Source organism: Methylobacterium sp. Leaf125, from assembly GCF_001423085.1.
Taxonomy (GTDB): domain Bacteria; phylum Pseudomonadota; class Alphaproteobacteria; order Rhizobiales; family Beijerinckiaceae; genus Methylobacterium.
The window spans coordinates 289,473-312,391 of sequence record NZ_LMNU01000001.1; the positions used below are offsets into that span (position 1 = coordinate 289,473).

The 22,919-nt window shown below is 71.5% G+C and carries 16 protein-coding genes and 1 pseudogene; 5 read left to right on the plus strand and 12 right to left on the minus strand.

Going from position 1 to position 22,919, the window contains the following annotated elements; genetic code table 11:
* Positions 1 to 6: 6 nt before the first annotated feature.
* Positions 7 to 978 (minus strand): NAD(P)H-binding protein, encoded by a 972-nt coding sequence (locus tag ASF58_RS01305; RefSeq protein ID WP_055946432.1) that lies wholly within the window; start codon positions 976 to 978, stop codon positions 7 to 9.
* A gap of 92 nt (positions 979 to 1,070) precedes the next feature.
* Between ASF58_RS01305 and ASF58_RS01310 the strand changes: the two genes are divergently transcribed.
* Positions 1,071 to 1,943 (plus strand): LysR family transcriptional regulator, encoded by an 873-nt coding sequence (locus tag ASF58_RS01310; protein WP_055946435.1) that lies wholly within the window; start codon positions 1,071 to 1,073, stop codon positions 1,941 to 1,943.
* 205 nt (positions 1,944 to 2,148) lie between these two features.
* Here ASF58_RS01310 and ASF58_RS01315 read toward each other — a convergent pair whose 3' ends face one another.
* The 9 genes and pseudogenes from ASF58_RS01315 to ASF58_RS01355 all read right to left on the minus strand — a co-directional run bounded on the left by ASF58_RS01315 (position 2,149) and on the right by ASF58_RS01355 (position 16,008).
* Positions 2,149 to 4,413 (minus strand): NADP-dependent malic enzyme, encoded by a 2,265-nt coding sequence (locus tag ASF58_RS01315; protein ID WP_055946438.1) that lies wholly within the window; start codon positions 4,411 to 4,413, stop codon positions 2,149 to 2,151.
* Positions 4,414 to 4,513: 100 nt separating this feature from the next.
* Entirely contained in the window at positions 4,514 to 5,014 is a 501-nt protein-coding gene (locus ASF58_RS01320) for a hypothetical protein (RefSeq protein WP_055946440.1), read from the minus strand.
* A 140-nt stretch (positions 5,015 to 5,154) separates the two neighbouring features.
* A complete protein-coding gene (lpdA, locus tag ASF58_RS01325; RefSeq protein ID WP_055946442.1) occupies positions 5,155 to 7,029 on the minus strand; it encodes a dihydrolipoyl dehydrogenase in 1,875 nt (624 codons plus the stop codon).
* A 39-nt stretch (positions 7,030 to 7,068) separates the two neighbouring features.
* A pseudogene (aceF, locus tag ASF58_RS01330) lies at positions 7,069 to 8,403 on the minus strand (dihydrolipoyllysine-residue acetyltransferase); the annotation flags it as partial.
* Positions 8,404 to 8,523: 120 nt separating this feature from the next.
* Positions 8,524 to 11,187, minus strand: coding sequence for a pyruvate dehydrogenase (acetyl-transferring), homodimeric type (gene aceE, locus ASF58_RS01335; RefSeq protein WP_055946449.1), 2,664 nt, complete (start codon positions 11,185 to 11,187; stop codon positions 8,524 to 8,526).
* A 799-nt stretch (positions 11,188 to 11,986) separates the two neighbouring features.
* Positions 11,987 to 12,715 carry an amino acid ABC transporter ATP-binding protein gene (locus tag ASF58_RS01340; RefSeq protein WP_055948551.1) on the minus strand — a complete coding sequence of 243 codons (729 nt, stop codon included), beginning with the start codon at positions 12,713 to 12,715 and terminating at the stop codon, positions 11,987 to 11,989.
* Positions 12,716 to 12,850: 135 nt separating this feature from the next.
* Positions 12,851 to 13,543, minus strand: coding sequence for an ABC transporter permease subunit (locus tag ASF58_RS01345; protein ID WP_055946451.1), 693 nt, complete (start codon positions 13,541 to 13,543; stop codon positions 12,851 to 12,853).
* A 40-nt stretch (positions 13,544 to 13,583) separates the two neighbouring features.
* Entirely contained in the window at positions 13,584 to 14,306 is a 723-nt protein-coding gene (locus ASF58_RS01350) for an amino acid ABC transporter permease (RefSeq protein WP_055946454.1), read from the minus strand.
* Positions 14,307 to 14,676: 370 nt separating this feature from the next.
* Positions 14,677 to 16,008 carry an MFS transporter gene (locus ASF58_RS01355; protein ID WP_055946458.1) on the minus strand — a complete coding sequence of 444 codons (1,332 nt, stop codon included), beginning with the start codon at positions 16,006 to 16,008 and terminating at the stop codon, positions 14,677 to 14,679.
* Positions 16,009 to 16,125: 117 nt separating this feature from the next.
* Between ASF58_RS01355 and ASF58_RS01360 the strand changes: the two genes are divergently transcribed.
* The gene (locus ASF58_RS01360; RefSeq protein ID WP_055946462.1) at positions 16,126 to 16,554 is read left to right on the plus strand and encodes a MarR family winged helix-turn-helix transcriptional regulator; all 429 of its coding nucleotides are present in this window, start codon (positions 16,126 to 16,128) and stop codon (positions 16,552 to 16,554) included.
* Positions 16,555 to 16,561: 7 nt separating this feature from the next.
* Here the strand turns inward: ASF58_RS01360 and ASF58_RS01365 are convergent, their stop codons facing one another.
* The gene (locus ASF58_RS01365; RefSeq protein WP_055946466.1) at positions 16,562 to 17,329 is read right to left on the minus strand and encodes a YggS family pyridoxal phosphate-dependent enzyme; all 768 of its coding nucleotides are present in this window, start codon (positions 17,327 to 17,329) and stop codon (positions 16,562 to 16,564) included.
* Positions 17,330 to 17,572: 243 nt separating this feature from the next.
* Between ASF58_RS01365 and leuS the strand changes: the two genes are divergently transcribed.
* From leuS to holA, 3 genes are all read left to right on the plus strand, one after another.
* Entirely contained in the window at positions 17,573 to 20,179 is a 2,607-nt protein-coding gene (gene leuS / locus ASF58_RS01370; RefSeq protein ID WP_055946469.1) for a leucine--tRNA ligase, read from the plus strand.
* Between the two features lie 174 nt (positions 20,180 to 20,353).
* Positions 20,354 to 20,929: an LPS assembly lipoprotein LptE gene (gene lptE, locus ASF58_RS01375; protein ID WP_244477151.1), complete on the plus strand. Its 576-nt coding sequence runs from the start codon at positions 20,354 to 20,356 to the stop codon at positions 20,927 to 20,929.
* Between the two features lie 13 nt (positions 20,930 to 20,942).
* Entirely contained in the window at positions 20,943 to 21,971 is a 1,029-nt protein-coding gene (gene holA / locus ASF58_RS01380; RefSeq protein ID WP_055946472.1) for a DNA polymerase III subunit delta, read from the plus strand.
* 13 nt (positions 21,972 to 21,984) lie between these two features.
* Here the strand turns inward: holA and ASF58_RS01385 are convergent, their stop codons facing one another.
* Positions 21,985 to 22,884, minus strand: coding sequence for a ParB/RepB/Spo0J family partition protein (locus tag ASF58_RS01385; protein WP_055948557.1), 900 nt, complete (start codon positions 22,882 to 22,884; stop codon positions 21,985 to 21,987).
* Between the last annotated feature and the right edge of the window lie 35 nt (positions 22,885 to 22,919).

The window sequence follows — 22,919 nt, forward strand, 5'->3', positions numbered from 1 at the left end:
GCGGCCTCAGGCGGCGCGGCGGGCCCGCAGGGCGGCGAGGCTCGTCGCCACCGCCGCCGCGAGGGGCGTGTGCGGCTCCGCGCCGAGGCGGGCGACGAGGCGCGCATTGTCGAGCTCCAGGGTGGTCGACCAGAGATAGCGCATCTCGATCAGCTCGCGCAGGACGGTGACGAAGGGCGCCCCGAGATAGACCGGCGTCCAGGCGAAGGGCCGGACCGGCGGCCGGCGGCCCCCGGGATCGGCCTGCGCCGCCGCCTCGGCCACCGCCTCCGCCATGGCCCGCCCCTGCAGGTGATGCCCCCGGAAGTTCAGGCGCAGCTGGCGCGGCAGGGTGGCCGCGTCGTCGAGGAGGCGCGCGAAGGTCTCGGCGAGGTCGGGCAGGTAGGCCCAGGCATGCCCCGCACCCGGACTCTCGGGGGTCGCCACCCGCCGCAGGGGCCGGCCCTCATGCATCAGCACGGTGGTGACCCAGGAGCTCGGCGCGTGCGGGCCGAAGAAGTCGCCGGCGCAGAGGATCAGGTGATCGAGCCCTTCGGCCGCCGCCAGCATCGCCTCCATCTCGACCCGGACCGCGCCCTTGCGGGTCCGCGGACGGCGCGGCGCGTCCTCGCCGAGGCGCGGCCCGGCCTCGGGGGCGTAGACGTAGAGGTTGCCCGGCATGACGAGGCGGGCCCCCGCCGCCTGCGCCGCCGTGATGGCGTGGCCCAGCATGGGCAGCGCCAGGCCGCGCCAGTCGCGGTAGCCGGGCGGGTTCACCCCGTGGAACAGGATGCCGGCGCTCCGGGCCGCTGCCACCATGTCGGCCGCGCGCAGGGCGTCGCCCGCGACCCAGTCGACGCCCGCGGGTCCGGTCCGCCGGGCCCGGCCGGGGTCGCGCGCCAGACCGCGCACCCGCCAGCCGTGCCGCAGCAGCGCCTCCGCCACCGCCCCGCCGATTCCGCCCGTCGCCCCGGTGACCAGGGCCAGCCTGTCCGTCATCGCATCCTCCGATCCTGAAACGCCGCCGAGGATGCAGGGGGAGCGGCTCAACGCATATTGCCGAAAGGCGGCGACCTGCCATACGGTTTCGTATGGCTGAGCCGGATTGGCACCTGTGGCGGGCGTTTCTGGGGGTGATGCGCGCGGGCAGCCTGTCCGGCGCGGCACGCGACCTCCGGCTGACCCAGCCCACCCTCGGCCGCCAGATCGCCGCCCTGGAGCAGGGCCTCGGCGCGACCCTGTTCATCCGCGGCCGCGACGGCCTGCGGCCTACCGACCGGGCCCTCGATCTGGTGCCCCAGGCGGAGGCCATGGCCGCGGCGGCGGCGGCCCTCCTGCGCCGGGCCTCCGGCGACACCGACGCGATGCGGGGCCGCATCCGCCTCACCGCCAGCACCTTCCTGGGGGGCGGGGTGCTGCCGCCGATGCTGGCCCGGTTCCACGAGGCCCATCCGGGGGTCGACCTCGAACTCTCCCTCAGCGACCGCACCGAGGACCTGCTGCGCCGGGACGCGGACCTCGCCGTGCGCAACGTGGCCCCGACCCAGGAGGCCCTGGTGGCCCGGCGCATCGGGACCGCGCCGGTGCGGTTCTACGCCCACCGGTCCTACGCCGCGCGACGGGGCCTGCCCGCGACGGCCGCGGAGCTCGGGCGCCACAGCCTGATCGGCCGGGCCGTCCATGCGGCGCGGGTGCGCCCGACGCTCGGTCACGACCTGACCTTCGCCTTCGCCTGCGACGACGACCTCGGGCTGCTGGCGGCCCTGCGCGCCGGCTTCGGCATCGGCTATTGCCAGGCGGGCGTCGCCCACCGCGACCCGGAGCTCGTACCGGTCCTGCCCGACCTCGTGTTGGCCGAGATCGGGATCTGGCTCGTCATGCACGAGGACCTGCGCACCACCCGCCGCATCCGGGCGCTGTTCGATCATCTCGCCGGGACTTTGACCGGGTACCTCGCAGAATAATTGCCGGCTTACAAAACGTGTAGCCGGCTTTTTACGAGGGTTTCAGGCGGTGATCCCTGCGGGCCCTCGGGCCTTGCGCCGCCATTCCGGGGCCGCGGAGCGGCACCCCGGAATGACGGCGCGGTCAGGACTGCCGGCCTCCGTGCGACGAGGGCAGAGGGGAGAGGCCGGCCCCCTCCCCTTCCCGTCAGGCCTCCCCTGCCCGTCAGGCCACCTCGGCAGCGGAGGCCGCCGTCAGGGCCGTCATGTTGACGATGCCGCGGACGGTGGCGGTGGGGGTCAGGATGTGCACCGGCCGGGCCGCGCCGAGCAGGATCGGGCCGACGGAGACGCTCTGGCCGGCCACCACCTTCAGGGCGTTGAAGGTGATGTTGGCCGCCTCCAGGGTCGGCATGACGAGGAGGTTGGCCTCGGCGGTGAGGGCCGAGTCCGGCCGCAGGCGCCCGAGGATCGTCCGGCTGAGCGCCGTGTCGGCGGACATCTCGCCGTCGATCTCGAGTTCCGGTGCCCGTTCCCGGATGAGCGCCAGGGCTTCCCGCATCTTGCGCGAGACCGGATCGTCGACGCTGCCGAAATTCGCGGACGAGACCAGGGCGACGTGCGGGGTCTGGCCGAAGCGGCGCATCGCGGCGGCGGCCTGCACCGTCATGTCGGCGATCTCGGCGGCGCTGGGGTCGCGGTGGATGTAGGGATCGCAGATGAACAGCGTGTGCCGGGGCAGCTGCAGCAGGCCCATGGCGGCGAGCCCCTGCGCGCCGGGCTTCAGGCCGATGGTCCCCGTCACGGCGGCGAGATGGGCCGGGTAGGTGCCGGTGGTGCCGCAGAGCATGCCGTCGACCTCGCCGGCCGCGAGCAGCGCGGCGGCCCGCACGGTGGTGTCGGCCCCCGGCGCGGTCTCGACCACGTGCACGTCGGTGCCGATGCGCAGGCGCAGGCCGAGGCCGGCGATCCGCTCGGCGATGGTCTCGGCCCGGCCGAGGAGGACCGGGGTGGCGAGGCGCTCGTCCACCACCACCTGGGCGGCGCGGAGCACGCGGTCCTCCTCACCCTCGGCATAGGCGATCCGCTGGGGGCCGGCCTCCGAATGGGCGCCGGCCTCGGAGGCGGCGGCGAAGACCGGCTGCATCACCGTGCCGGAGGTGTAGACCAGGCGCTCCAGGGAGCGGCGGTAGGTCTCGACGTCCTTGAAGGGCCGGGTGGCGACGCCGCTGTCGATGGCGGCCTGGGCCACCGCCGGGGCGACGGTGGTGATCAGGCGCGGGTCGAAGGGGCGCGGAATGAGGTAGTCGGGCCCGAAGCGCAGGTCGTGGGCCCCGTAGGCGGCGGCCACCACGTCCGACGGCTCGGCATGGACGAGGTCGGCGAGGGCGCGCACGGCGGCAAGCTTCATGGCCTCGTTGATCTCGGTGGCGCCGACGTCGAGGGCGCCCCGGAAGATGAAGGGGAAGCACAGGACGTTGTTGACCTGGTTCGGGTAGTCCGAGCGCCCGGTGGCGATGAGGCAGTCGGGCCGCACCTGCTTGGCCAGGGCCGGCAGGATCTCCGGGTCGGGGTTGGCCAGCGCCAGGATGATCGGCTTGTCGGCCATGCTCGCCACCATCTCGGGCTTGAGCACGCCGCCCTGGGAGACGCCGAGGAAGATGTCGGCCCCGGCCACGACGTCGCCCAGCGTCCGGGCCGTGGTGTCCCGGGCATAGGCGCGCTTCTGCGCGTCGAGGGAGGCCATCCGGTCGGTGGAGACCACGCCGCGGGAATCACAGACGACGATGTTCTCCTTGCGCAGGCCGAGGCCCACCAGGATGTTGAGGCAGGCGATGGCGGCGGCGCCCGCGCCCGAGCAGACCAGGGTGGCGGATTCGATCGGCTTGCCCACCACCGCGAGGGCGTTGATCAGGGCGGCGGCGGCCACGATGGCGGTGCCGTGCTGGTCGTCGTGGAAGACCGGGATCTTCATGCGCTCGCGCAGCTTCGTCTCGATGACGAAGCACTCGGGAGCCTTGATGTCCTCGAGGTTGATGCCGCCGAAGGTCGGCTCGAGGCGGGCGACGGTCTCGATGAACTTCTCCGGATCGGTCTCGTCGACCTCGATGTCGAACACGTCGATGCCGGCGAACTTCTTGAACAGGCAGCCCTTGCCCTCCATCACGGGCTTGCCGGCAAGCGCGCCGATATGGCCGAGGCCGAGCACCGCCGTGCCGTTGGTGATGACCGCCACGAGGTTGCCCCGGGCGGTCAGGCTGTAGGCCTCGTCGGGCGCGTGCGCGATCGCCATGCAGGCGGCGGCAACCCCGGGGGAATAGGCGAGCGCGAGGTCGCGCTGGGTGCTCATGTCCTTGGTGGGCTGGACCGCGATTTTTCCCGGGGTCGGGAAGCGGTGATAGTCGAGGGCGGCCCGGGTCAGGGCGGCCTCGGTGCCGGCATCGGCGTTCGCGGCGGCGCCCGGCGCGCGCAGGTCGGTGTCTTTGCTCATGTCTGGTCCTGGGGGTTGCGGGTGACAGGCGCCGTCGGCCCCGCCGGGGGCGGGGTCGGTGGCGGCCGGAGGGGATGTCGGGCCTGCCGCGCGGGACGGATCAGGCCGGGTGAGGATCGGGGGGCGGCGTCTCCGGCGTCTTCGGCGGACCGGTCTCCGGTGGACCGGCCTTCGGCTCGACCGCCGACGGCGGGGCCGGGTCGGGCTCGCCCCCGGCCGCCCGGCGCCCTTCGGCGAGGAGGTCGAGGGCCTGGGCTCGGGCCAGGTCCCAGTCGCGCAGCGCCCAGTCCATTTGCCGGCGCAGGAAATCCTGCTGGAGCTGCAGCATCGCGGGCAGGCTGCGCGCCGCCATCAGGCCCTGGACCAGGGTGAGGTTGGCGGCGAGCTGCCGGTGGGTGTGACGGGCCATCAGCCGGCCGGCGGCCCGGAGGTCCGCCTCGACCTCGGCGCCGGCCGTCCGCTCCATCGTGGCGAGGCGGTCGAGGGTGCCCGCGACGGCCTCCGCGACGGCATCGCGGGCGGCCTCGGCGCGCCGCAGCGCCGGATCCGGTGCGGCGGACGATGGGGGTCCGGAGGTGGGATCGGGCGCGTTCGACGACATCGGCGGGTCTCCCGAAGCCGGAGCCGGGACGGGCTCCGCGAGGACCGCGCCGGTCGCGGCGCGGTCCTGTCTTCCTGATGCGGCGGCGCCCGTCCCGAAGGCGCCTGCCGATGTCCGAGCCTCGGCACGAACGCCCGGCGTCAGTGGCCGGCGCGCTTCGGCCCGTCCTTCCGGGGCATGTAGAGGTCCGTGATGGTGCCCTCGAAGGCCTCCGCCGCCAAGCCGATCGTCTCCGACAGGGTCGGGTGCGGGTGGATGGTCAGGCCGATATCCTCGGCATCCGCCCCCAGCTCGATGGCCAGGGCCGCCTCGGCGATGAGGTCGCCGGCGGACGGGCCGACGATGCCGCAGCCGAGGATGCGGTCCGTCTCCGGGTCGAACAGGACCTTGGTCAGGCCCTCCTCGCGGCCGAGCGCCAGGGAGCGCCCGGAGGCCGCCCAGGGGAAGACGCCCTTGCCGACCTTCACGCCCTTCGCCTTGGCCTCGGTCTCGGTCATGCCGACCCAGGCCACCTCGGGGTCGGTATAGGCGACCGAGGGGATGACCTTGGCGTCGAAGGCGCTGGCCTTGCCGGCGGCGACCTCGGCCGCGACCTTGCCCTCGTGCGTCGCCTTGTGGGCCAGCATCGGCTGGCCGACCACGTCGCCGATGGCGAAGATGTGGGGCACGTTGGTGCGCATCTGCCGGTCGACGGCGATGAAGCCGCGCGCGTCGACGGCGACGCCCGCCGCCTCCGCGCCGATGCGCTGGCCGTTGGGGCGCCGCCCCACCGAGACCAGCACCTTGTCGAAGGTGTCGCTGGCCGGGGCGGTGCCGCCCTCGAACGAGACCTTCAGCCCCTGCGGCGTCGCCTCCACGGCGGTGACCTTGGCCTTGAGGTGGATCGCCTCGTACTGCTTGCTGATCCGCTTCATCAGCGGCGTGACCAGGTCCTTGTCGGCGCCGGGGATGATCTGGTCCATCAGCTCGACGATGGTCACCTTCGCGCCGAGGGCGTGGTAGACGGTGGCCATCTCCAGCCCGATGATGCCGCCGCCGATCACCAGCAAGCGGGCCGGGACGCCGTCGAGTTCCAGCGCCCCCGTCGAGTCGAGGACCCGCGGGTCGTCGTGCGGGATGAAGGGCATCTGCACGGGCTCGGAGCCGGCCGCGATGATGGCGTGGTCGAAGCCGATGATCCGGGTCTGGCCCTCGTGCTCCACCGCAACCTGGTTCGGGCTGACGAAGCGGGCCTCGCCCGTCACCACCGTGACCTTGCGCTGCTTGGCCAGCCCGGTGAGGCCGCCCGTGAGGCGCTGGACCACCCCGTCCTTCCAGGCGCGCAGCTTGTCGATGTCGATCTGCGGCGCGGCGAAGCTGATGCCGTGCGCCGCCATGGCGTGGCTCTCGTCGATGACCTTGGCGGCGTGCAGCAGGGCCTTCGAGGGGATGCAGCCCACGTTGAGGCAGACGCCGCCGAGGCTCGGCCAGCGCTCGACCAGCACCACCGACTGGCCGAGATCGGCCGCCCGGAAGGCGGCGGTGTAGCCGCCGGGTCCGGCCCCGATGACGAGGACCTGGGCCCGCATCGCCTCGCCGGAGACGGGAGCCGCCGCCTTCGGGGCCGGCGCGGGCGCCGCCCCGCCGGTGGCGGTGGCCGAGGAGCCGTAGCCGGCCTGGCCCTCGCCCGGGGCGTGGCCGCTCATGGCCGCGGGGGCGCCGCCGGGGGCGGAGGCGGGAGCGCCGGACCTGGTGGTGTCGGTGACCGTGGGCTTCGGCGCGCCGGCCCCGGCGTTCGCGGCCTCGGCCATCACCAGGATCAGGTCGCCCTGGCTCACCGTGTCGCCGGGCTTGATCCGCACCTCGGCCACCGTGCCGGCCACGGGGGACGGGATGTCCATGGTGGCCTTGTCGGATTCCAGCACGATGATCACGTCGTCGACCGAGATCACGTCGCCGGGGCTGACGCTGACCTCGATCACGGGCACGTTCTTGAAGTCGCCGATATCCGGCAGGTGGACGTCGTTGCTGCTCATCGCTTCACCTCGCTCGTTGGGTCGCGCAACCGGGCTTCGTCAGACGACGAGGCGCCGGACGTCCTCGAGGACGTGGGCGAGGTGGCGGGTGAAGCGCGCGGCGAGCGCACCGTCGATGACGCGGTGGTCGTAGGAGAGCGAGAGCGGCACGATCAGGCGCGGCGTGAACGCGGTGCCGTTCCAGACCGGGCTCATCTTCGCGCGGGCGACGCCCAGGATCGCGACCTCGGGGGCGTTGACCAGCGGCGTGAAGGCGGTGCCGCCGATGCCGCCGAGGCTGGAGATCGAGAAGGTGGCGCCCTGCATGTCGGCGGCGCTGAGCTTGCCGTCGCGGGCTTTCGCCGAGATCGCCCCGAGGTCGCGGCTGATCTCCACGAGGCCCTTGCGGTCGGCCTCCTTGATCACCGGGACGACGAGCCCGTCCGGCGTGTCGACCGCGACGCCGATGTTGTAGTAGCGCTTGAGGATCAGGGCGTCCTTCTCAGGCGACAGCGAGGCGTTGAACTCGGGGTGCTTGCGTAGGGCGGAAACCGCGGCCTTGATCAGGAAGGCCAGCAGGGTGACGCGGTAGCCCTTGTCCTTGAGCTCCTTGCCCTGGGCGTCGAGCTCCTTGCGGTAGGTATCCGTCTCGGTGATGTCCGACTCGTCCTGGTGGGTGACCAGCGGCACGTTGAGCCAGGACCGGTGCAGGTGCGCGCCGGAGATCTTCTTGATCCGCGACAGGGGCAGGGTCTCGATCGGCCCGAACTTCGCGAAATCCACCGCCGGGATCTCCGGGATGCCCATGCCGCCGCCGGAGAAGGCGGCCGTGCCGGAGGCGGCCGCGGCGGGCGCCGCCGCGCGGGTGAGGTGGCCCTTCACGTCCTCCTTGGTGATCCGGCCCTTCTCGCCGGTGCCCTTCACCGCGGTCAGGTCGAGGCCGAGCTCGCGGGCCAGGCGCCGCACGCCGGGGCTGGCATGGATCTGCGAGAAGTCGGGAAGGTTGCCGGCCGACGGGGCGGGCGCGGCGGGGGCCGAATTCGGGGTGGGCGTCGCGCTCGGGGCCGGCTCCTGCTTGGCGAGCAGGGCGGCGCTGTCGGCGCCCGCGGGCGCGTCGGCGGCGGTCTCGGCGCCCTTGACCACACCCTGGGAGGCCTCGCCCTTGAACACCAGGAGCGGCGAGCCCTCGCTCACCTTGTCGCCCAGCTTGACCAGGATCCGCTCCACCACGCCGGCGCTCGGCGAGGGCACGTCCATGGTCGCCTTGTCGGATTCCAGCGAGACCAGCGGGTCGTCGGGCCCGATCGTGTCGCCCTCCTTCACGTGGATCTCGATGATCGGGATGTCCTTGAAGTCGCCGATGTCCGGGATCTGGATCTCGATGCCCACTGCGCATTCTCCCTGGCTGAGTCGGAGCCTCTCGCGGGCCCCCTCGTCCGGTGGTGTGGTCGGTGAAAGGTCGGGAAGTCGGGGGCGCCGGCCGCGCGTGGGCGGCCGGCGCCGAGCCGGATCAGCTCAGACGGTCCAGGGGGCCGGCCGGTCGGTGTCGATGCCGTACCGGGCGAGGGCGTCGGCCACGGTCTGGGCCGGGATCACGCCCTCCTCGGCCAGGCTGTGCAGCGCCGCCACCACGACCCAGTGCCGGTTGACCTCGAAGAAGTCGCGCAGGCGGGCCCGGTAGTCCGAGCGGCCGAAGCCGTCGGTGCCGAGCACGCGGTAGCGTCCGGGCACCCAGGTGCGGATCTGGTCGGCGAACAGGCGCATGTAGTCGGTGGCGGCCACCACCGGGCCGGTGCGGCCGGTCAGGCAGGTCTCCACATGGGAGAGGCGCCTGCCCTCCAGCGGGTGCAGGAGGTTCCAGCGCTCCGCCGCCATGGCGTCGCGGCGCAGCTCGGTGAAGCTCGGGCAGCTCCAGATGTCGGCGCTGATGCCGAAATCCTGCTCCAGCAGGGCGGCCGCGGCGATGACCTCCCGCAGGATGGTGCCCGAGCCCAGGAGCTGGACCCGGTGCCCCCGGGTCTTCTCCTTCGGGCCCTCCTTGAAGAGGTACATGCCCTTGATGATGTCGGCCTCGGCGCCCTCCGGCATGCCGGGGTGCTCGTAGTTCTCGTTCATCACGGTGATGTAGTAGAACACGTCCTCCTGCTCGGCATACATCCGGCGCAGGCCGTCCTGCACGATCACCGCCACCTCGTACGAGAAGGTCGGGTCGTAGGAGACGCAGTTCGGGATGGTGGACGAGATCAGGTGGCTGTGGCCGTCCTCGTGCTGCAGGCCCTCGCCGTTGAGGGTGGTGCGCCCCGCCGTGCCGCCGATGAGGAAGCCCCGCGCCCGCATGTCGCCCGCCGCCCAGGCGAGGTCGCCGACCCGCTGGAAGCCGAACATCGAGTAGTAGACGTAGAACGGGATCGTCGGCGCGTCGGAGTGCGAGTAGGAGGTCGCGGCCGCGATCCAGGACGACATCGCGCCCGGCTCGTTGATGCCCTCCTGGAGCATCTGACCGTTCTTGTCCTCCTTGTAGTACATCAGCTGGTTGGCATCCTCCGGCCGGTAGAGCTGGCCGACCTGGGAGAAGATGCCGAACTGGCGGAACATGCCCTCCATGCCGAAGGTGCGGCTCTCGTCGGGCACGATCGGCACGATGCGGTTGCCGATGTTCTTGTCGCGCAGCAGCGTGTTGAGGATGCGCACGAAGGCCATGGTGGTGGAGATCTCGCGGCCCGCGGTCTCCTTGAGCTGGGCCGAGAAGGCCGAGAGCGGCGGGATCTCCAGGGCCTGGGATGTCCGCCGCCGGGCCGGGAGGGGACCGCCGAGGGCTTCCCGCCGCGCCATCAGGTAGCGGTGCTCGGGGCTGCCCTCGGGGAACTTGATGAAGGGGATCTCCTTCAGCTGGTCGTCGGTCAGGTCGATCTGGAAGCGGTCGCGGAACTGGCGCAGGACCGCCTCGCCCATCTTCTTCTGCTGGTGGGTGATGTTCTGGCCCTCGCCGGACTCGCCCATGCCGTAGCCCTTGACGGTCTTGGCGAGGATGAGGGTGGGCTGGCCCTTGTGCTTGGAGGCGGCGCTGTAGGCGGCGAAGACCTTGCGCGGGTCGTGGCCGCCGCGGGTGAGGCGCCAGATGTCGTCGTCGCTCATGTCGGCCACGAGGGCCGCGGTCTCGGGGTAGCGGCCGAAGAAGTGCTCGCGGATGTAGGCGCCGTTCTTCGACTTGAAGTCCTGGTACTCGCCGTCGACGCACTCCTCCATCAGGCGCGCCAGCATGCCGGTGCTGTCGCGCTGGATCAGGGCGTCCCAGCCCGACCCCCACAGCACCTTGATGACGTTCCAGCCGGCGCCGCGGAAATCGGCCTCCAGCTCCTGGACGATCTTGCCGTTGCCGCGCACCGGCCCGTCGAGGCGCTGCAGGTTGCAGTTGATGACGAAGACGAGGTTGTCGAGTTTTTCACGTGCCGCGAGCGCGATGGCGCCCAGGCTCTCCGGCTCGTCCATCTCGCCGTCGCCCATGAAGGCCCAGACCTTGCGGCCGTCCGTCTGCGCGAGGTTGCGGTGGTGCAGGTAGCGCAGGAAGCGCGCCTGGTAGATCGCCATCAGGGGGCCGAGGCCCATGGAGACGGTGGGGAACTGCCAGAAATCCGGCATCAGCCAGGGATGCGGATAGGACGACAGGCCCTTGCCGCCGACCTCCTGCCGGAAGCCGAGGAGCTGCTCCTCGGTGAGGCGCCCCTCCAGGAAGGCGCGGGCATAGACGCCGGGCGAGGAATGGCCCTGCACGTAGATCAGGTCGCCGCCGTGGCTGGCATCGGCCGCCCGCCAGAAATGCATGAAGCCGGTGTCGTAGAGGGTGGCGGCGGACTGGAAGCTGGCGATGTGGCCGCCGAGCTCGGACGAGTCCTTGTTCGCCCGCAGGATGATCGCGATGGCGTTCCAGCGGATGGCCGAGCGGATGCGGTGCTCGATCGCCCGGTCGCCGGGATGCGGGTCCTGCTTCTCGGGCAGGATCGTGTTGAGGTAGGCGGTGTTGGCCGAGTAGGGGACGGGAGCGCCCTTCTTGCGGGCCCCGTCGATCACCTGCTCGATCAGGTAATGCGCCCGCTCCGGCCCGTCGACGTCGAGGACGCCGTCCAGCGAATCGAGCCATTCCTGCGTCTCGACGGGATCGAGGTCGCGGCTACGCTCCATGGCATCCTCCTTGGTTTTTCAGCGGTTCTCGCGGTCCGCTCTTTGGCGCGCCACGCGTCAGCGGCGTTCGTGCGTCGGCAGCGTTCGTGAGCAGCGTTCGTGCCAACCCCACCCAATCGCTTTTTGCGTTGTCTGGCAATGGCTTCGCCGAAGCCGAAAGTTTTTGGTCTGCGAAATTTGTTACGGGTTTGAATTTTTTTGTCTGGCTTTCCAGACCCGTGCCGGCGGCGTTGTCGGGTCCGGCGCAGCCCCGGGCAGGTCGCTGCGCCGGTCCGCGCCGGGTCCGGATGATCCGGCCCAGGCCGGTCCCCGCCGAGACGATCCCAACGCCGTCGCGGCTGTTCCGAGAGACGTCGCGTGGGTCCAGGCGACACGGCCGGCCACCCACGGGGCACACCCAACCCCGAAGCCGATCGCGAGGATTATGGGGCGAGGATCATGGGGCGAGGATCATGGGGCGAGGATGACGGGGCGGCCGGGACGGCACCCCGGAGGCGCGGTCTCGCAGCAGGGCGGCGATGTCGGTGCGGCCCGCGCGCAGCGCCGCGCGACGGGAGCCGCCCGGGTCCCGCGCCGTGCGGCGCGCCACGGGGAAAACGACCACCGGGAGGGTCAACGCGACGGCGAGGTCGCGGACGCTCCGAACTTCGTGAAGACCGTGGCGCGGGCTCGTTCAGGGTCCACCGCGCAGCGGGATTCCCTCAGGGATGGGGCAACGACCGAAGCGGGAAACGGTCCCGCTTCGGTGACGCCGTCCGCCCTCGGGGGGACGACGGGGCGCCGAAACCGGCGCCGGCCCTCAATGCACCAGGATCTTCGACAGGAAGTTCTGGGCGCGCTCGGAGCGGGCGTTGGCGAAGAAGTCCTCCTTGGTGGCGTCCTCGACGATCTCGCCCTTGTCCATGAAGATCACGCGGTTCGCGACCTTGCGGGCGAAGCCCATCTCGTGGGTCACGCACATCATGGTCATGCCCTCGCGGGCGAGCTGGACCATGACGTCGAGCACCTCGCCGACCATCTCGGGATCGAGGGCCGAGGTCGGCTCGTCGAACAGCATCACCACCGGGTTCATGGCGAGCGCCCGGGCGATGGCCACGCGCTGCTGCTGGCCGCCCGAGAGCTGGCCGGGAAACTTCTTGGCGTGGGCCGAGAGGCCGACCCGGTCGAGGAGCGCCAGACCCGTCTTGAGGGCGGTGTCCTCGTCGCGCCGGAGCACCTTGCGCTGCGCCAGGGTCAGGTTCTCCGTGATGGAGAGGTGCGGGAACAGCTCGAAGTGCTGGAACACCATGCCGACCCGGGCCCGCAGCTTCGGCAGGTTGGTCTTCTTATCATGCACGGGCGTGCCGTCGACGACGATCTCGCCCTTCTGGAAGGGCTCGAGGGCGTTGACGCACTTGATCAGGGTCGACTTGCCGGAGCCCGAGGGCCCGCAGACCACCACCACCTCACCCTTGTTCACGGCGGTGCTGCAATCGGTGAGGACCTGGAAGTCGCCGTACCATTTGCTGACGGACTTCATGGTGATCATCGGCCCCGTGGTCACGGGGGCCTGGGCGGTGTTGAGCGACGTGGTCATGGCGGAAATCCTCGTCTGGGATGCGGCGACGCCGGAGCGGGGGAAGGCCTCGTCCAGGGAATGCCTGGGCAGAGGGGGGGCCCGGCGTCAGCGGATGATGGCGATCTTCTTCTGGAGGCGGCGCACCGCCATGGAGGCCACGAAGCAGACCGCGAAGTAGACCACGGCCGCGAACAGGTACATTTCCACGAGGCGGCCGTCGCGCTGGGCGATCTTCGAGGCCGCGCCGAGGAAGTCGGTCACCGAGAGGACGTAGACCAGCGAGGTGTCCTGGAAGAGGACGATGGTCTGCGTCAGCAGGATCGGCGTCATGTTGCGGAACACCTGGGGCAGGATCACGCTGCGCATCGAGGCGAAGTAGGTCAGGCCCAGCGCCGAGGCCGCCGCCGCCTGGCCCTTGGGGATCGACTGGATGCCGGCGCGCATGATCTCGGAGAAGTAGGCCGCCTCGAACAGCGTGAAGGTCACCAGCGACGAGGTGAAGGCGCCCACCGTCATCGGCCGGTCGGCCCCGGTGATCCACTGCCCGAGATAGGGCACCAGGAAGTAGAACCAGAAGATCACCAGCACGAGGGGCAGCGACCGCATCAGGTTGACGTAGCCCTTGGCCACGGTCGGGATCACCGGCAGGCTGGAGAGCCGCATCATGGCGATGAGCGTGCCGAGCACGATGCCGCCGATGGCGGCGAGCGCCGTCAGCGTCAGGGTGAAGCGCATGCCGTCCAGGAACAGGTACGGCAGCGCGGAGGTGATGACGGAGAAGTCGAAATTCGCGAGCATCGCGGCGATCCTTGAGGAGGAGAAGGCGGAGGGCAGCCCCTCAGCGATGGCCCGGGACGGCGACGCGGCGCTCGATCCAGCCGGAGGTGAAGATCACCACGACGTTGATCAGGACGTAGAGGACGGTGGCGGCGGTGAAGGCCTCGAACACCTGGAACGAGAATTCCTGCATGGCGCGGGCGCGGGCGGTGAGCTCGAGCAGGCCGATGGTGAGGGCGACCGAGGTGTTCTTGAGGTTGTTCAGGAATTCGGAGGTCAGCGGCGGCAGGATCATCCGGTAGGCGCTGGGCAGGAGCACGTAGCGGTAGGTCTGGTAGACCGTCAGGCCCATGGCGGTGCCGGCCATCTTCTGCCCGCGCGGCAGGGCCTGGATGCCGGCGCGCACCTGCTCGGCGACGCGGGAGGCGGTGAAGAAGCCCAGGCACACCACCGCCGTGTAGAACGGCGCGTTGGGCAGCTGCTTGATCCCGCTGCCCCAGGATTCGGGCAGCACCTCCGGCAGGACGAAGTACCAGAGGAACATCTGCACCAGCAGGGGGATGTTGCGGAACAGCTCGACGTAGGTCGTGCCGACGGCGTTGGCGAGCTTCGACGGCAGGGTGCGCATCACGCCGATGACGGAGCCCAGGAGAAACGCGATCACCCAGGCGCAGAGGGCCGTCACCACCGTCCACATCAGGCCCGAGAGCAGCATGTCCGCGTAGGTGCCGGTGCCTTCCGGGGACGGTTCGAGGAAGATGCCCCAGTTCCAGTTGTAGTTCATCGCGTCGTCGTCCCCTGTGATCGGGCATCCGGGCGAGCGCCCGTGGCAAGCGTGCGGGCGCGCGCCCGTGAATGTGGCGGTGCTGTGTCGGACAGTGCCGAGACCTTGAGCGGAAGGTCCAGGGCCTTGAGGGTCGCGCCCCGGTCCCACACTGACATTTCCAGAGATTTGCTGCTTTTCCGGGCATGACCCCGCGCACGCCACGCAAGGGCCGCCGGCCCGCCCGGAGGGGGCGGAGCGACGGCCTTCGGGCGATTCGGCCGGGCACGGAGGGGGCTGAGACGGATCGGACGGGAACCAGGGCGGCACATCGGTGCCCGCCCCTAGCATCATCCGGACCAGAGCCCGAGGGCGAGGGCCGACCCGCGGCTCAGGCGCGGGCCGGTGTGGCCGCGGGGACACCCTGCGGGGCCGGCCGGCCCAGGGTGAGGATCAGCCCGGCGGCGGCGAGGCAGAGCGCCCCGGCGGCGAAGAAGGCCGGCAGGTAGGTCGCGAGCTCGGTCCGCGAGAGACCGGCTCCGTAGGCGATCGTCGCCGCGCCGAGCTGGTGGCCGGCGAAGACCCAGCCGAAGACGAGGTTGGCGCGCTCGCGCCCGAACCGCGCCGCGGTCAGCCGCACGGTGGGCGGCACCGTGGCGATCCAGTCGAGGCCGTAGAACACCGCGAACAGCGACAGGCCCACGAAGGAGAAGTCCGAGAACGGCAGGAACATCAGCGAGAGGCCGCGCAGGCCGTAGTACCAGAACAGGAGCCAGCGGTTGTCGTAGCGGTCGGAGAGCCAGCCCGAGGCCACGGTGCCGATGAAGTCGAACACCCCCATGGCGGCGAGCACGCTGGCGCCCTGCACCGGCCCGATGCCGTAATCGGCGCAGAGGGGGATGAAGTGGGTCTGGATCAGCCCGTTGGTGCTGGCCCCGCAGATGAAGAACGTGGCGAACAGCACCCAGAACACCCGGGTGCCGGCGGCGTCGCGCAGGGCGGACAGGGCGCCGTGGGCGCTCGGGCCGGTGGCACCGGAGCCCGGGGTGGCCGGGGCCACGGTCGGGCGCGTCTCGCCGTAGGGCGCCAGCCCGAGATCCTCCGGCCGGTCCCGCATCAGGGCGACGACTCCGAGGCCGGCCGCGAGGAGGAGGCCGCAGATCACCAGCAGGGCGGCGCGCCAGCCGAGGGCCTCCGTGAGGGCGGCGAGCAGGGGCAGCACCACGAGCTGCCCCGTGGCGGAACTGGCGGTGAGGAGGCCGACCACGAGGCCGCGGGATCGCGAGAACCAGCGCGTCGCCACCGTGGCGCCCAGCACCAGGGCGGTCAGCCCCGTGCCGATGCCCACCACCACGCCCCAGAGCAGGACGAGCTGCCAGACCTGCGTCATCCGCAGGGAGGCCAGCAGGCCGCCGGCGATCAGTCCCAGGGCCAGGAGCACGATCCGGCGCGGGCCGTAGCGGTTCATCAGGGCGGCGGCGAAGGGCCCCATCAGGCCGAACAGGACGAGGCGGACGGCGAGCGCCGAGCCGATCGTCGCCGTGTCCCAGCCGAACTCCTTCTGGAGGGGCAGGATCAGGACACCCGGGGCTCCGACGGCGCCCGCCGTGACCAGCATGGTCAGGAAGGTCACGCCGGCCACGGCCCAGCCGTAATGGAGGCCGCGGCGGGCGAACCCCGTCGCGACGGCGTCGGACAGGCGCAGGGTGGGGTCGGTGGCCATGGCACGGTGCTCCGGCGCGCCGGCTGCCGAGGCCCTGGAGCCTTGCAGGAGCGCAGGCGCCTTGCATAAGCGCATATGCACGCTTTAGACAAGGGCTCCGACCGCGCGGAGCGTTCCATGGCCGATCCCCCCTCCCCCGCCGTGCTCTGCCACTGCAACGCGATCCGCCGGGGCGCCCGGCAGGTGACGCAGTTCTACGACCGGCACCTGGCGCCGGCGGGCCTGCGCACGTCGCAGTATTCGATGCTGGTGGGCCTGGCGCGCCTCGGCCCGATCGCCATCGCCGCCTTCGCCGATGCCATGGCGATGGACCGCACCACCATGGGGCGGGCCCTGAAGCCCCTGGAGCGCGACGGCCTCCTCGCCGTCGGGCCGGGACCGGACGGGCGGACCCGGGCCCTCCACCTCACCGAGGCCGGCCGGCGGCGCATCGCCGAGGCCGAGCCCCTCTGGCGGGTGGCGCAGGCGGGCTTCGAGGCACGCTACGGCGCGACGGCGGCCGCGGACCTCCGGACCGCCCTGGCGCGGGTGGTGCGGACGGTGTGAGGCGGCCCTAGCCCTTGCGCGGACGGGCGCCGAAGATCGCGGTGCCGACCCGGACATGGGTGGCGCCCATCTGGATCGCGGCGGGGTAGTCCGCGCTCATGCCCATGGAGACGATCGGCAGGCTGTGGCGCTCGGCGATCCGGGCCAGCAGGGCGAAGTGCGGCGAGGGCGGCGCGTCGGCGGGCGGGATGCACATCAGCCCGTGGATCGTGAGGCCGTGGGTCTCGCGGCAGGCGGACAGCAGGGTGTCGAGCGCGGCCGGCGCGACGCCGCCCTTCTGCGGCTCGTCGCCGGTATTGACCTGGATCAGGAGCTTCGGCGCGCGGCCCACCCGCGCGATCTCCTTGGCCAAAGCCGCCGCGAGGGAAAGCCGGTCGAGGCCGTGGAGGACGTCGAACAGCTCCACCGCCTCCCGGGCCTTGTTCGATTGCAGCGGGCCGACGAGGTGGAGCTCCACGTCCGGGTAGCGCTCCCGGAGCGCCGGCCACTTGGCCTTGGATTCCTGGACGTAGTTCTCGCCGAACAGGCGCTGCCCGGCCGCCAGCGCCGGCAGGATCCCGGCGGCGGGAATCGTCTTCGACACCGCCACCAGGGCGACCGTGGCGGGATCGCGCTCGGCATCCTCCGCCGCCTGGGCAATCTGGTGGCGCACCGCCGCCAGCCCGGCCACCACGTCGGCGGCGTTCGGAGGGAGGGGGGCAGCGTCGGGCGAGGTCTCGGGCGAGCTTTCGGGCAAGGTTTCGGAAATGGCGTCGTCGGGGACTGTGTCGGCCATGCTGCCTCGCAGGGAAGGGGTTCGGTGGATCGCTCGGCCCGGGGACTACCATTCCGGGCGCGGGCCGCAAGGACAACGCGCCGCGCGCCGACGCGGGCTCGGCGCCGACGCTCCCCCGCGGACCGGGCAGCCCGATCCGTGTTGACCCCTCCCCTCCCCGTGGTAGTCCGGCCCTCAGCCTCTCAGGGCGAGCCCGCACCCCGCGAGGCGCGCCCCTCACCCCAGAACCCCGGCGCCCGGCCCATGACGACCACCCCTGCCCCCAAACCCGCTCCCGAGCGCTACAACGCCAAGGAGACCGAGCCGCGCTGGCAGCAGGCCTGGGCGGCGGCGGGCATCTACGCCACCCGGAACGACGATCCGAAGCCGAAATACTACGTGCTGGAGATGTTCCCCTACCCGTCGGGGCGCATCCACATGGGCCACGTGCGCAACTACGCCATGGGCGACGTGGTGGCGCGCTACAAGCGGGCGCGGGGCTTCAACGTGCTGCACCCGATGGGCTGGGACGCCTTCGGCCTGCCGGCCGAGAACGCCGCCATGGAGCGCAAGGTCAACCCGCGCGACTGGACCTATGCCAACATCGCGACGATGCGCGGGCAGCTCCAGAGCATGGGCCTGTCCCTCGACTGGAGCCGCGAGATCGCGACCTGCGATCCCGACTACTACAAGCACCAGCAGCGCATGTTCCTCGACTTCCTGGCCAAGGGGCTGGTGACGCGCCGCACGGCCAAGGTGAACTGGGACCCGGTGGACCACACCGTGCTGGCCAACGAGCAGGTCATCGACGGGCGCGGCTGGCGCTCGGGCGCCCTGGTGGAGCAGCGCGAGCTGACCCAGTGGTTCTTCAAGATCACCGACTTCGCGCAGGACCTCTACGACGCCCTCGGCGGCCTGGAGCGCTGGCCGGAGAAGGTCCGGGTGATGCAGAAGAACTGGATCGGCCGCTCCGAGGGGCTGGAGGTCCGCTTCGCCCTGGAGGCGCCGCCGGCCCACATCGCTCCCGAGGTGAAGGTCTACACCACGCGGCCCGACACCCTGTTCGGGGCGAAGTTCCTGGCCATCGCCGCCGACCACCCGATCGCCGCGGCCCTGGCTCCGGCCCACCCGGCCCTGCAGAGCTTCATCGAGGAATGCCGGCGCACGGGCACGGCCCAGGCGGCCATCGACACGGCGGAGAAACTCGGCTTCGACACCGGGCTCACGGTGCGCCATCCCCTCGACCCGTCCTGGCTGCTGCCGGTCTACGTCGCGAATTTCGTGCTCATGGAATACGGCACCGGCGCCGTGTTCGGCTGTCCGGCCCACGACCAGCGCGACCTCGACTTCTCCAACAAGTACGGGCTCGGCAACACCCCCGTGGTCTGCCCGGAGGACCAGGACGGTGCCAGCTTCGTCATCACCGACACCGCCTATGACGGCGACGGGCGGATGATCAACTCGCGCTTCCTCGACGACATGACCACCGACGAGGCCTTCCACGCCGTGGCCAACCGCCTGGAGGCGGAGATCCTCGACGGGGCGCCGGTGGCGCAGCGCAAGGTGCAGTTCCGCCTGCGCGACTGGGGCGTCTCGCGCCAGCGCTACTGGGGCTGCCCGATCCCGATCATCCATTGCGAGGCCTGCGGACCCGTCGCGGTCCCGGTGGCCGACCTGCCGGTGAAGCTCCCCGAGGAGGTCTCCTTCGACGTGCCCGGCAACCCGCTGGAGCGGGATCACGCCTGGCGCGACGTCCCCTGCCCCACCTGCGGCCGGCCGGCGCGGCGCGAGACCGACACCATGGACACCTTCGTGGATTCGTCCTGGTACTATGCCCGCTTCACCGCGCCCTGGCTGCAGGACGCGCCCACGGACCGCACGGCCGTCGACCAGTGGCTCGCCGTCGACCAGTATATCGGCGGGATCGAGCACGCGATCCTGCACCTGCTCTACGCCCGCTTCTTCATGCGGGCGATGAAGGCCACGGACTGGTCCGGCGTCTCCGAGCCCTTCGACGGCCTGTTCACCCAGGGCATGGTCGTCCACGAGACCTACAAGGATGCGGCCGGCGCCTGGGTGCCTCCTGCCGACATCCGGATCTCGGCCGAGTCCGGCACCCGCGAAGCGTTTCACGTGAAAACGGCGGAGCCGATCACGATCGGCGCCATCGAGAAGATGTCCAAGTCGAAGAAGAACGTCGTCGACCCGGACGACATCATCGCCAGCTACGGTGCCGACACGGCGCGCTGGTTCATGCTCTCCGACTCTCCGCCGGAGCGCGACGTGATCTGGACCGAGGACGGCGTCCAGGGCGCGGCCCGCTTCGTCCAGCGCGTCTGGCGTCTGGTCTCCCTGGCGAGCACCGTCGAAACCACGACCGGCGCGAGCGACGCCGCCCTGCGCAAGGCTGCCCACAAGGCCCTGGCCGCCGTGGAGGAGGACGTGGAGCGCCTGCGCTTCAACCGCTGCGTGGCCCACATCTACACCCTCGCCAACGCCCTCGACGAAGCGCTGCGGGGCGGCGTCTCGCGGGCCACCGCCGGGGAAGCGGCCGGGATCCTGACCCAGCTGATCGCCCCGATGATGCCGCACCTCGCCGAGGAATGCTGGCAGGCGCTCGGCCGCGACGGTCTCGCCGCCCAGGCGCCCTGGCCGGAGGTCGATCGCGCGCTGCTGGTGGAGGACAGCGTCACCCTTCCGGTCCAGCTCAACGGCAAGAAGCGGGCGGACGTCACGGTGCCGCGCAGCGCCGACGTCGCGGCCGTCCAGGCCCTCGTGCTGGCCGACGAGGCGGTGCAGCGCGCCCTCGAAGGCCGCAGCCCGAAGAAGGTCATCGTGGTCCCGGGCCGGATCGTGAACCTCGTGGTCTGAGCGGGTTCCCGACCTCCCCCACGAAGGAGGGGGACGCCCCCGCTGTCCACACCCCCGATCCGGCGACCATGATCCTGCCGGATAGGAAACGTAAAGCTTGGGGCGAATAGGCTGTCGTCGAACCCCGGTTCGCCGTACAGACGGGCGGGACGAGACAGCGGGACGGCGGCGGGCATGATGCGCTTGGCAAACAGGGCAGTGGCGGTTCGGGCAGCGGCGGCCGGCACGGTCGGCCGCGCTCTGCGGGTCGCGGCCGTCGCCGCCCTGGCGCTCAACCTGTCGGCCTGCTTCCGTCCCCTCTACGGACCCACCGCCTCGGGCGAGCCGATGGCCGCCCTCCTCGCCTCCGTTCAGGTGGACGACGTGGCGATGGCCCAGGGTCAGGAGCGTCTGGGCCATTACCTGCGCAGCGAGCTCATCTTCGATCTCGACGGTTCGGGCCAGCCTTCCACCAAGCGCTACCGCCTGAAGATGCAGGGCAGCGAGTCGGTGCAGACCCCGATCGTGTCCTCGCAGACCGGTCGCGCCGAGGCCGGCACCATCGTCGGAACGGTGAAGTACGCCCTGGAAGACCTCAGCGGCACGAAGATCATCAGCGAGGGGGTGGCGACCTCCACCGCCACCTACGACCGCTCGATCCAGCGCTTCGCCAGCCTGCGCGCCGCCCGCGACGCCGAGATCCGCCTCGCCAAGGTCCTGGCCGAGCAGATCAAGACCCGCATCGCCTCCGTGCTGGTGACGAAGCCCTGAGCCGGGCCCTGCCGTGACCGCCGTCAAGGCCAGCGACGTCGACGGCCTGATCCGGCGCGGACCCGATCCGCGCATCGCGATCCTGCTCGTCTACGGCCCGGATACGGGCCTCGTCTTCACCCGCGCCAAGGCCCTGGCGGAAGCCTTCGTCAGCGACCCGGGCGACCCCTTCGCCATGGTGAAGATCGACGGGGACGTGCTGGCCCAGGATCCCGGACGCCTCGTGGACGAGGCCGGCACGGTCGGACTCTTCGGCGGCAGCCGCACGATCTGGGTCCGGTCCGGCAGCCGCAACTACGCGCCCGCGGTCGAGGCCGCCCTCAAGGCCGAGATCCAGAACGCCCGCATCGTGGTGGAGGGCGGCGACCTCGCCAAGAGTGCCCCCCTGCGGACCCTCTGCGAGAAGTCGCCGAAGGCCCTCGCCCTGCCCTGTTATCCCGACGACGAGCGGGCGCTCGGCGACCTCATCGACCGCACCCTGCAGGACCAGGGCCTGCGCATCGCCCGCGAGGCGCGGGACGTGCTCGCCACCAGCCTCGGCGGCGACCGCGGCGCCAGCCTGTCGGAGATCGAGAAGCTCGCCCTCTACGCCCAGGGGCAGGGCAGCGTCAGCCTCGACGATGTCGAGGCGGTGGTCAGCGACGTCGCCGGCAGCGTGCTCAACACGCTGATCGATGCGGCCTTCGCCGGCCGCAGCGGCGAGGTCGAGCGCGACTATCGTCGCTTCCGCCACGAGGGCATGGACCCATCGGTGATGCTGGGCTCGGCCCTGCGGCACGCCCTGACCCTGCTGGCGACGCGGCTTGCCGGGGAGGGGCAGAGCCCCAGCCTGATGGTGGCGAACTGGCGCGGCCTGCATTTCCGGCGCAAGGCCCTGGTGGAAACGCAGCTCGCGCGCTGGTCGCCGCCGGCCCTGCGCCACGCGGTCCAGCTGCTGCAGGACTCCGTCCTGGCCTGCCGCCGGGCGGACCCGGACCTCGCCCACGCCCACGCGTCGAGCACGCTCCTGCGCATCGCCGGCGAGGCGGCCCGGCGGCGATAGCGATCGGTCGGGGTCAGGCCTCCGCCTGCCCCAGGTTGAAGCGCTGGCACAGGGCTTCGAGCTCGGCCGCGTTCTCGTAGCGGATGCGGATCTCGCCCGCGCCGGCCACCTTGGTCTTTACGGCCACGGTCATGCCGAGGGCCCGGGCCATAGCCTGTTCCAGGGTGCGGATCTCAGCATCCTTCTCCGCTGCGCGCCGCGGCCGGCCGGGGCGGGGACCGTCACCCTCCGGCACCTCGGCGGAGGCCAGGGCCTCGACCTCGCGCACCGACAGGCCCTCCTCCACGATCCGACGGGCAACGCCCTCGGCGTCCCGCACGGCCAGGAGCGCGCGGGCATGGCCCGCGGTGATCTCACCGGCCACGACCCGGTCCTGGATCGTCGGGGCGAGCTGGAGCAGGCGCAGGGTGTTGGCCAAGTGGCTGCGGCTCTTGCCCAGGATCTCGGCGAGTTCGCTCTGGCTGTACTGGAACTCGCTCATCAGGCGCTCGTAGCCCGCGGCCTCCTCGATGGCGTTGAGGTCGGTGCGCTGGACGTTCTCCAGGATGGCGAATTCCAGCGAGGTCCGGTCGTCGATCTCCACCGTGACCACGGGCACCTCGTGCAGGCCCGCCCGCTGGGCCGCACGCCAACGGCGCTCGCCCGCCACGATCTCGTAGGTGTCCGGCACGCCGGCGAGGGCCCGCACCACGATGGGCTGGATGATGCCGCGCAGCTTGATCGAGGCCGACAGTTCCTCGAGATCCGACTCGTTGAAGCGGCGGCGCGGGTTGCGCGGGTTGGGACGCAGGAATTCCACCGCAACCTTGCGCTGCTCCTGCGACTTGCTCGCCTCGGCGCTGTCATCGCCGAAATCGCCGATCAGGGCCGCGAGGCCGCGCCCGAGCCGGGGCCGCACCACATCATCCGCCATCGCCACCTGCTTCAACTCCGAACCTTGGGGACACG

What these genes read in the sequence shown, in the direction of transcription:
- ASF58_RS01350 (WP_055946454.1), bottom strand. Translation starts at nt 14,306, where the DNA reads ATGAACTACAACTGGAACTGGGGCATCTTCCTCGAACCGTCCCCGGAA.
- ASF58_RS01320 (WP_055946440.1), bottom strand. Translation starts at nt 5,014, where the DNA reads ATGTCGTCGAACGCGCCCGATCCCACCTCCGGACCCCCATCGTCCGCC.
- ASF58_RS01340 (WP_055948551.1), bottom strand. Translation starts at nt 12,715, where the DNA reads ATGATCACCATGAAGTCCGTCAGCAAATGGTACGGCGACTTCCAGGTC.
- ASF58_RS01345 (WP_055946451.1), bottom strand. Translation starts at nt 13,543, where the DNA reads ATGCTCGCGAATTTCGACTTCTCCGTCATCACCTCCGCGCTGCCGTAC.
- ASF58_RS01385 (WP_055948557.1), bottom strand. Translation starts at nt 22,884, where the DNA reads ATGGCGGATGATGTGGTGCGGCCCCGGCTCGGGCGCGGCCTCGCGGCC.
- leuS (WP_055946469.1), top strand. Translation starts at nt 17,573, where the DNA reads ATGACGACCACCCCTGCCCCCAAACCCGCTCCCGAGCGCTACAACGCC.
- ASF58_RS01305 (WP_055946432.1), bottom strand. Translation starts at nt 978, where the DNA reads ATGACGGACAGGCTGGCCCTGGTCACCGGGGCGACGGGCGGAATCGGC.
- aceE (WP_055946449.1), bottom strand. Translation starts at nt 11,187, where the DNA reads ATGGAGCGTAGCCGCGACCTCGATCCCGTCGAGACGCAGGAATGGCTC.
- ASF58_RS01310 (WP_055946435.1), top strand. Translation starts at nt 1,071, where the DNA reads ATGGCTGAGCCGGATTGGCACCTGTGGCGGGCGTTTCTGGGGGTGATG.
- ASF58_RS01355 (WP_055946458.1), bottom strand. Translation starts at nt 16,008, where the DNA reads ATGGCCACCGACCCCACCCTGCGCCTGTCCGACGCCGTCGCGACGGGG.
- ASF58_RS01360 (WP_055946462.1), top strand. Translation starts at nt 16,126, where the DNA reads ATGGCCGATCCCCCCTCCCCCGCCGTGCTCTGCCACTGCAACGCGATC.
- ASF58_RS01315 (WP_055946438.1), bottom strand. Translation starts at nt 4,413, where the DNA reads ATGAGCAAAGACACCGACCTGCGCGCGCCGGGCGCCGCCGCGAACGCC.
- ASF58_RS01365 (WP_055946466.1), bottom strand. Translation starts at nt 17,329, where the DNA reads ATGGCCGACACAGTCCCCGACGACGCCATTTCCGAAACCTTGCCCGAA.
- lptE (WP_244477151.1), top strand. Translation starts at nt 20,354, where the DNA reads ATGATGCGCTTGGCAAACAGGGCAGTGGCGGTTCGGGCAGCGGCGGCC.
- lpdA (WP_055946442.1), bottom strand. Translation starts at nt 7,029, where the DNA reads ATGAGCAGCAACGACGTCCACCTGCCGGATATCGGCGACTTCAAGAAC.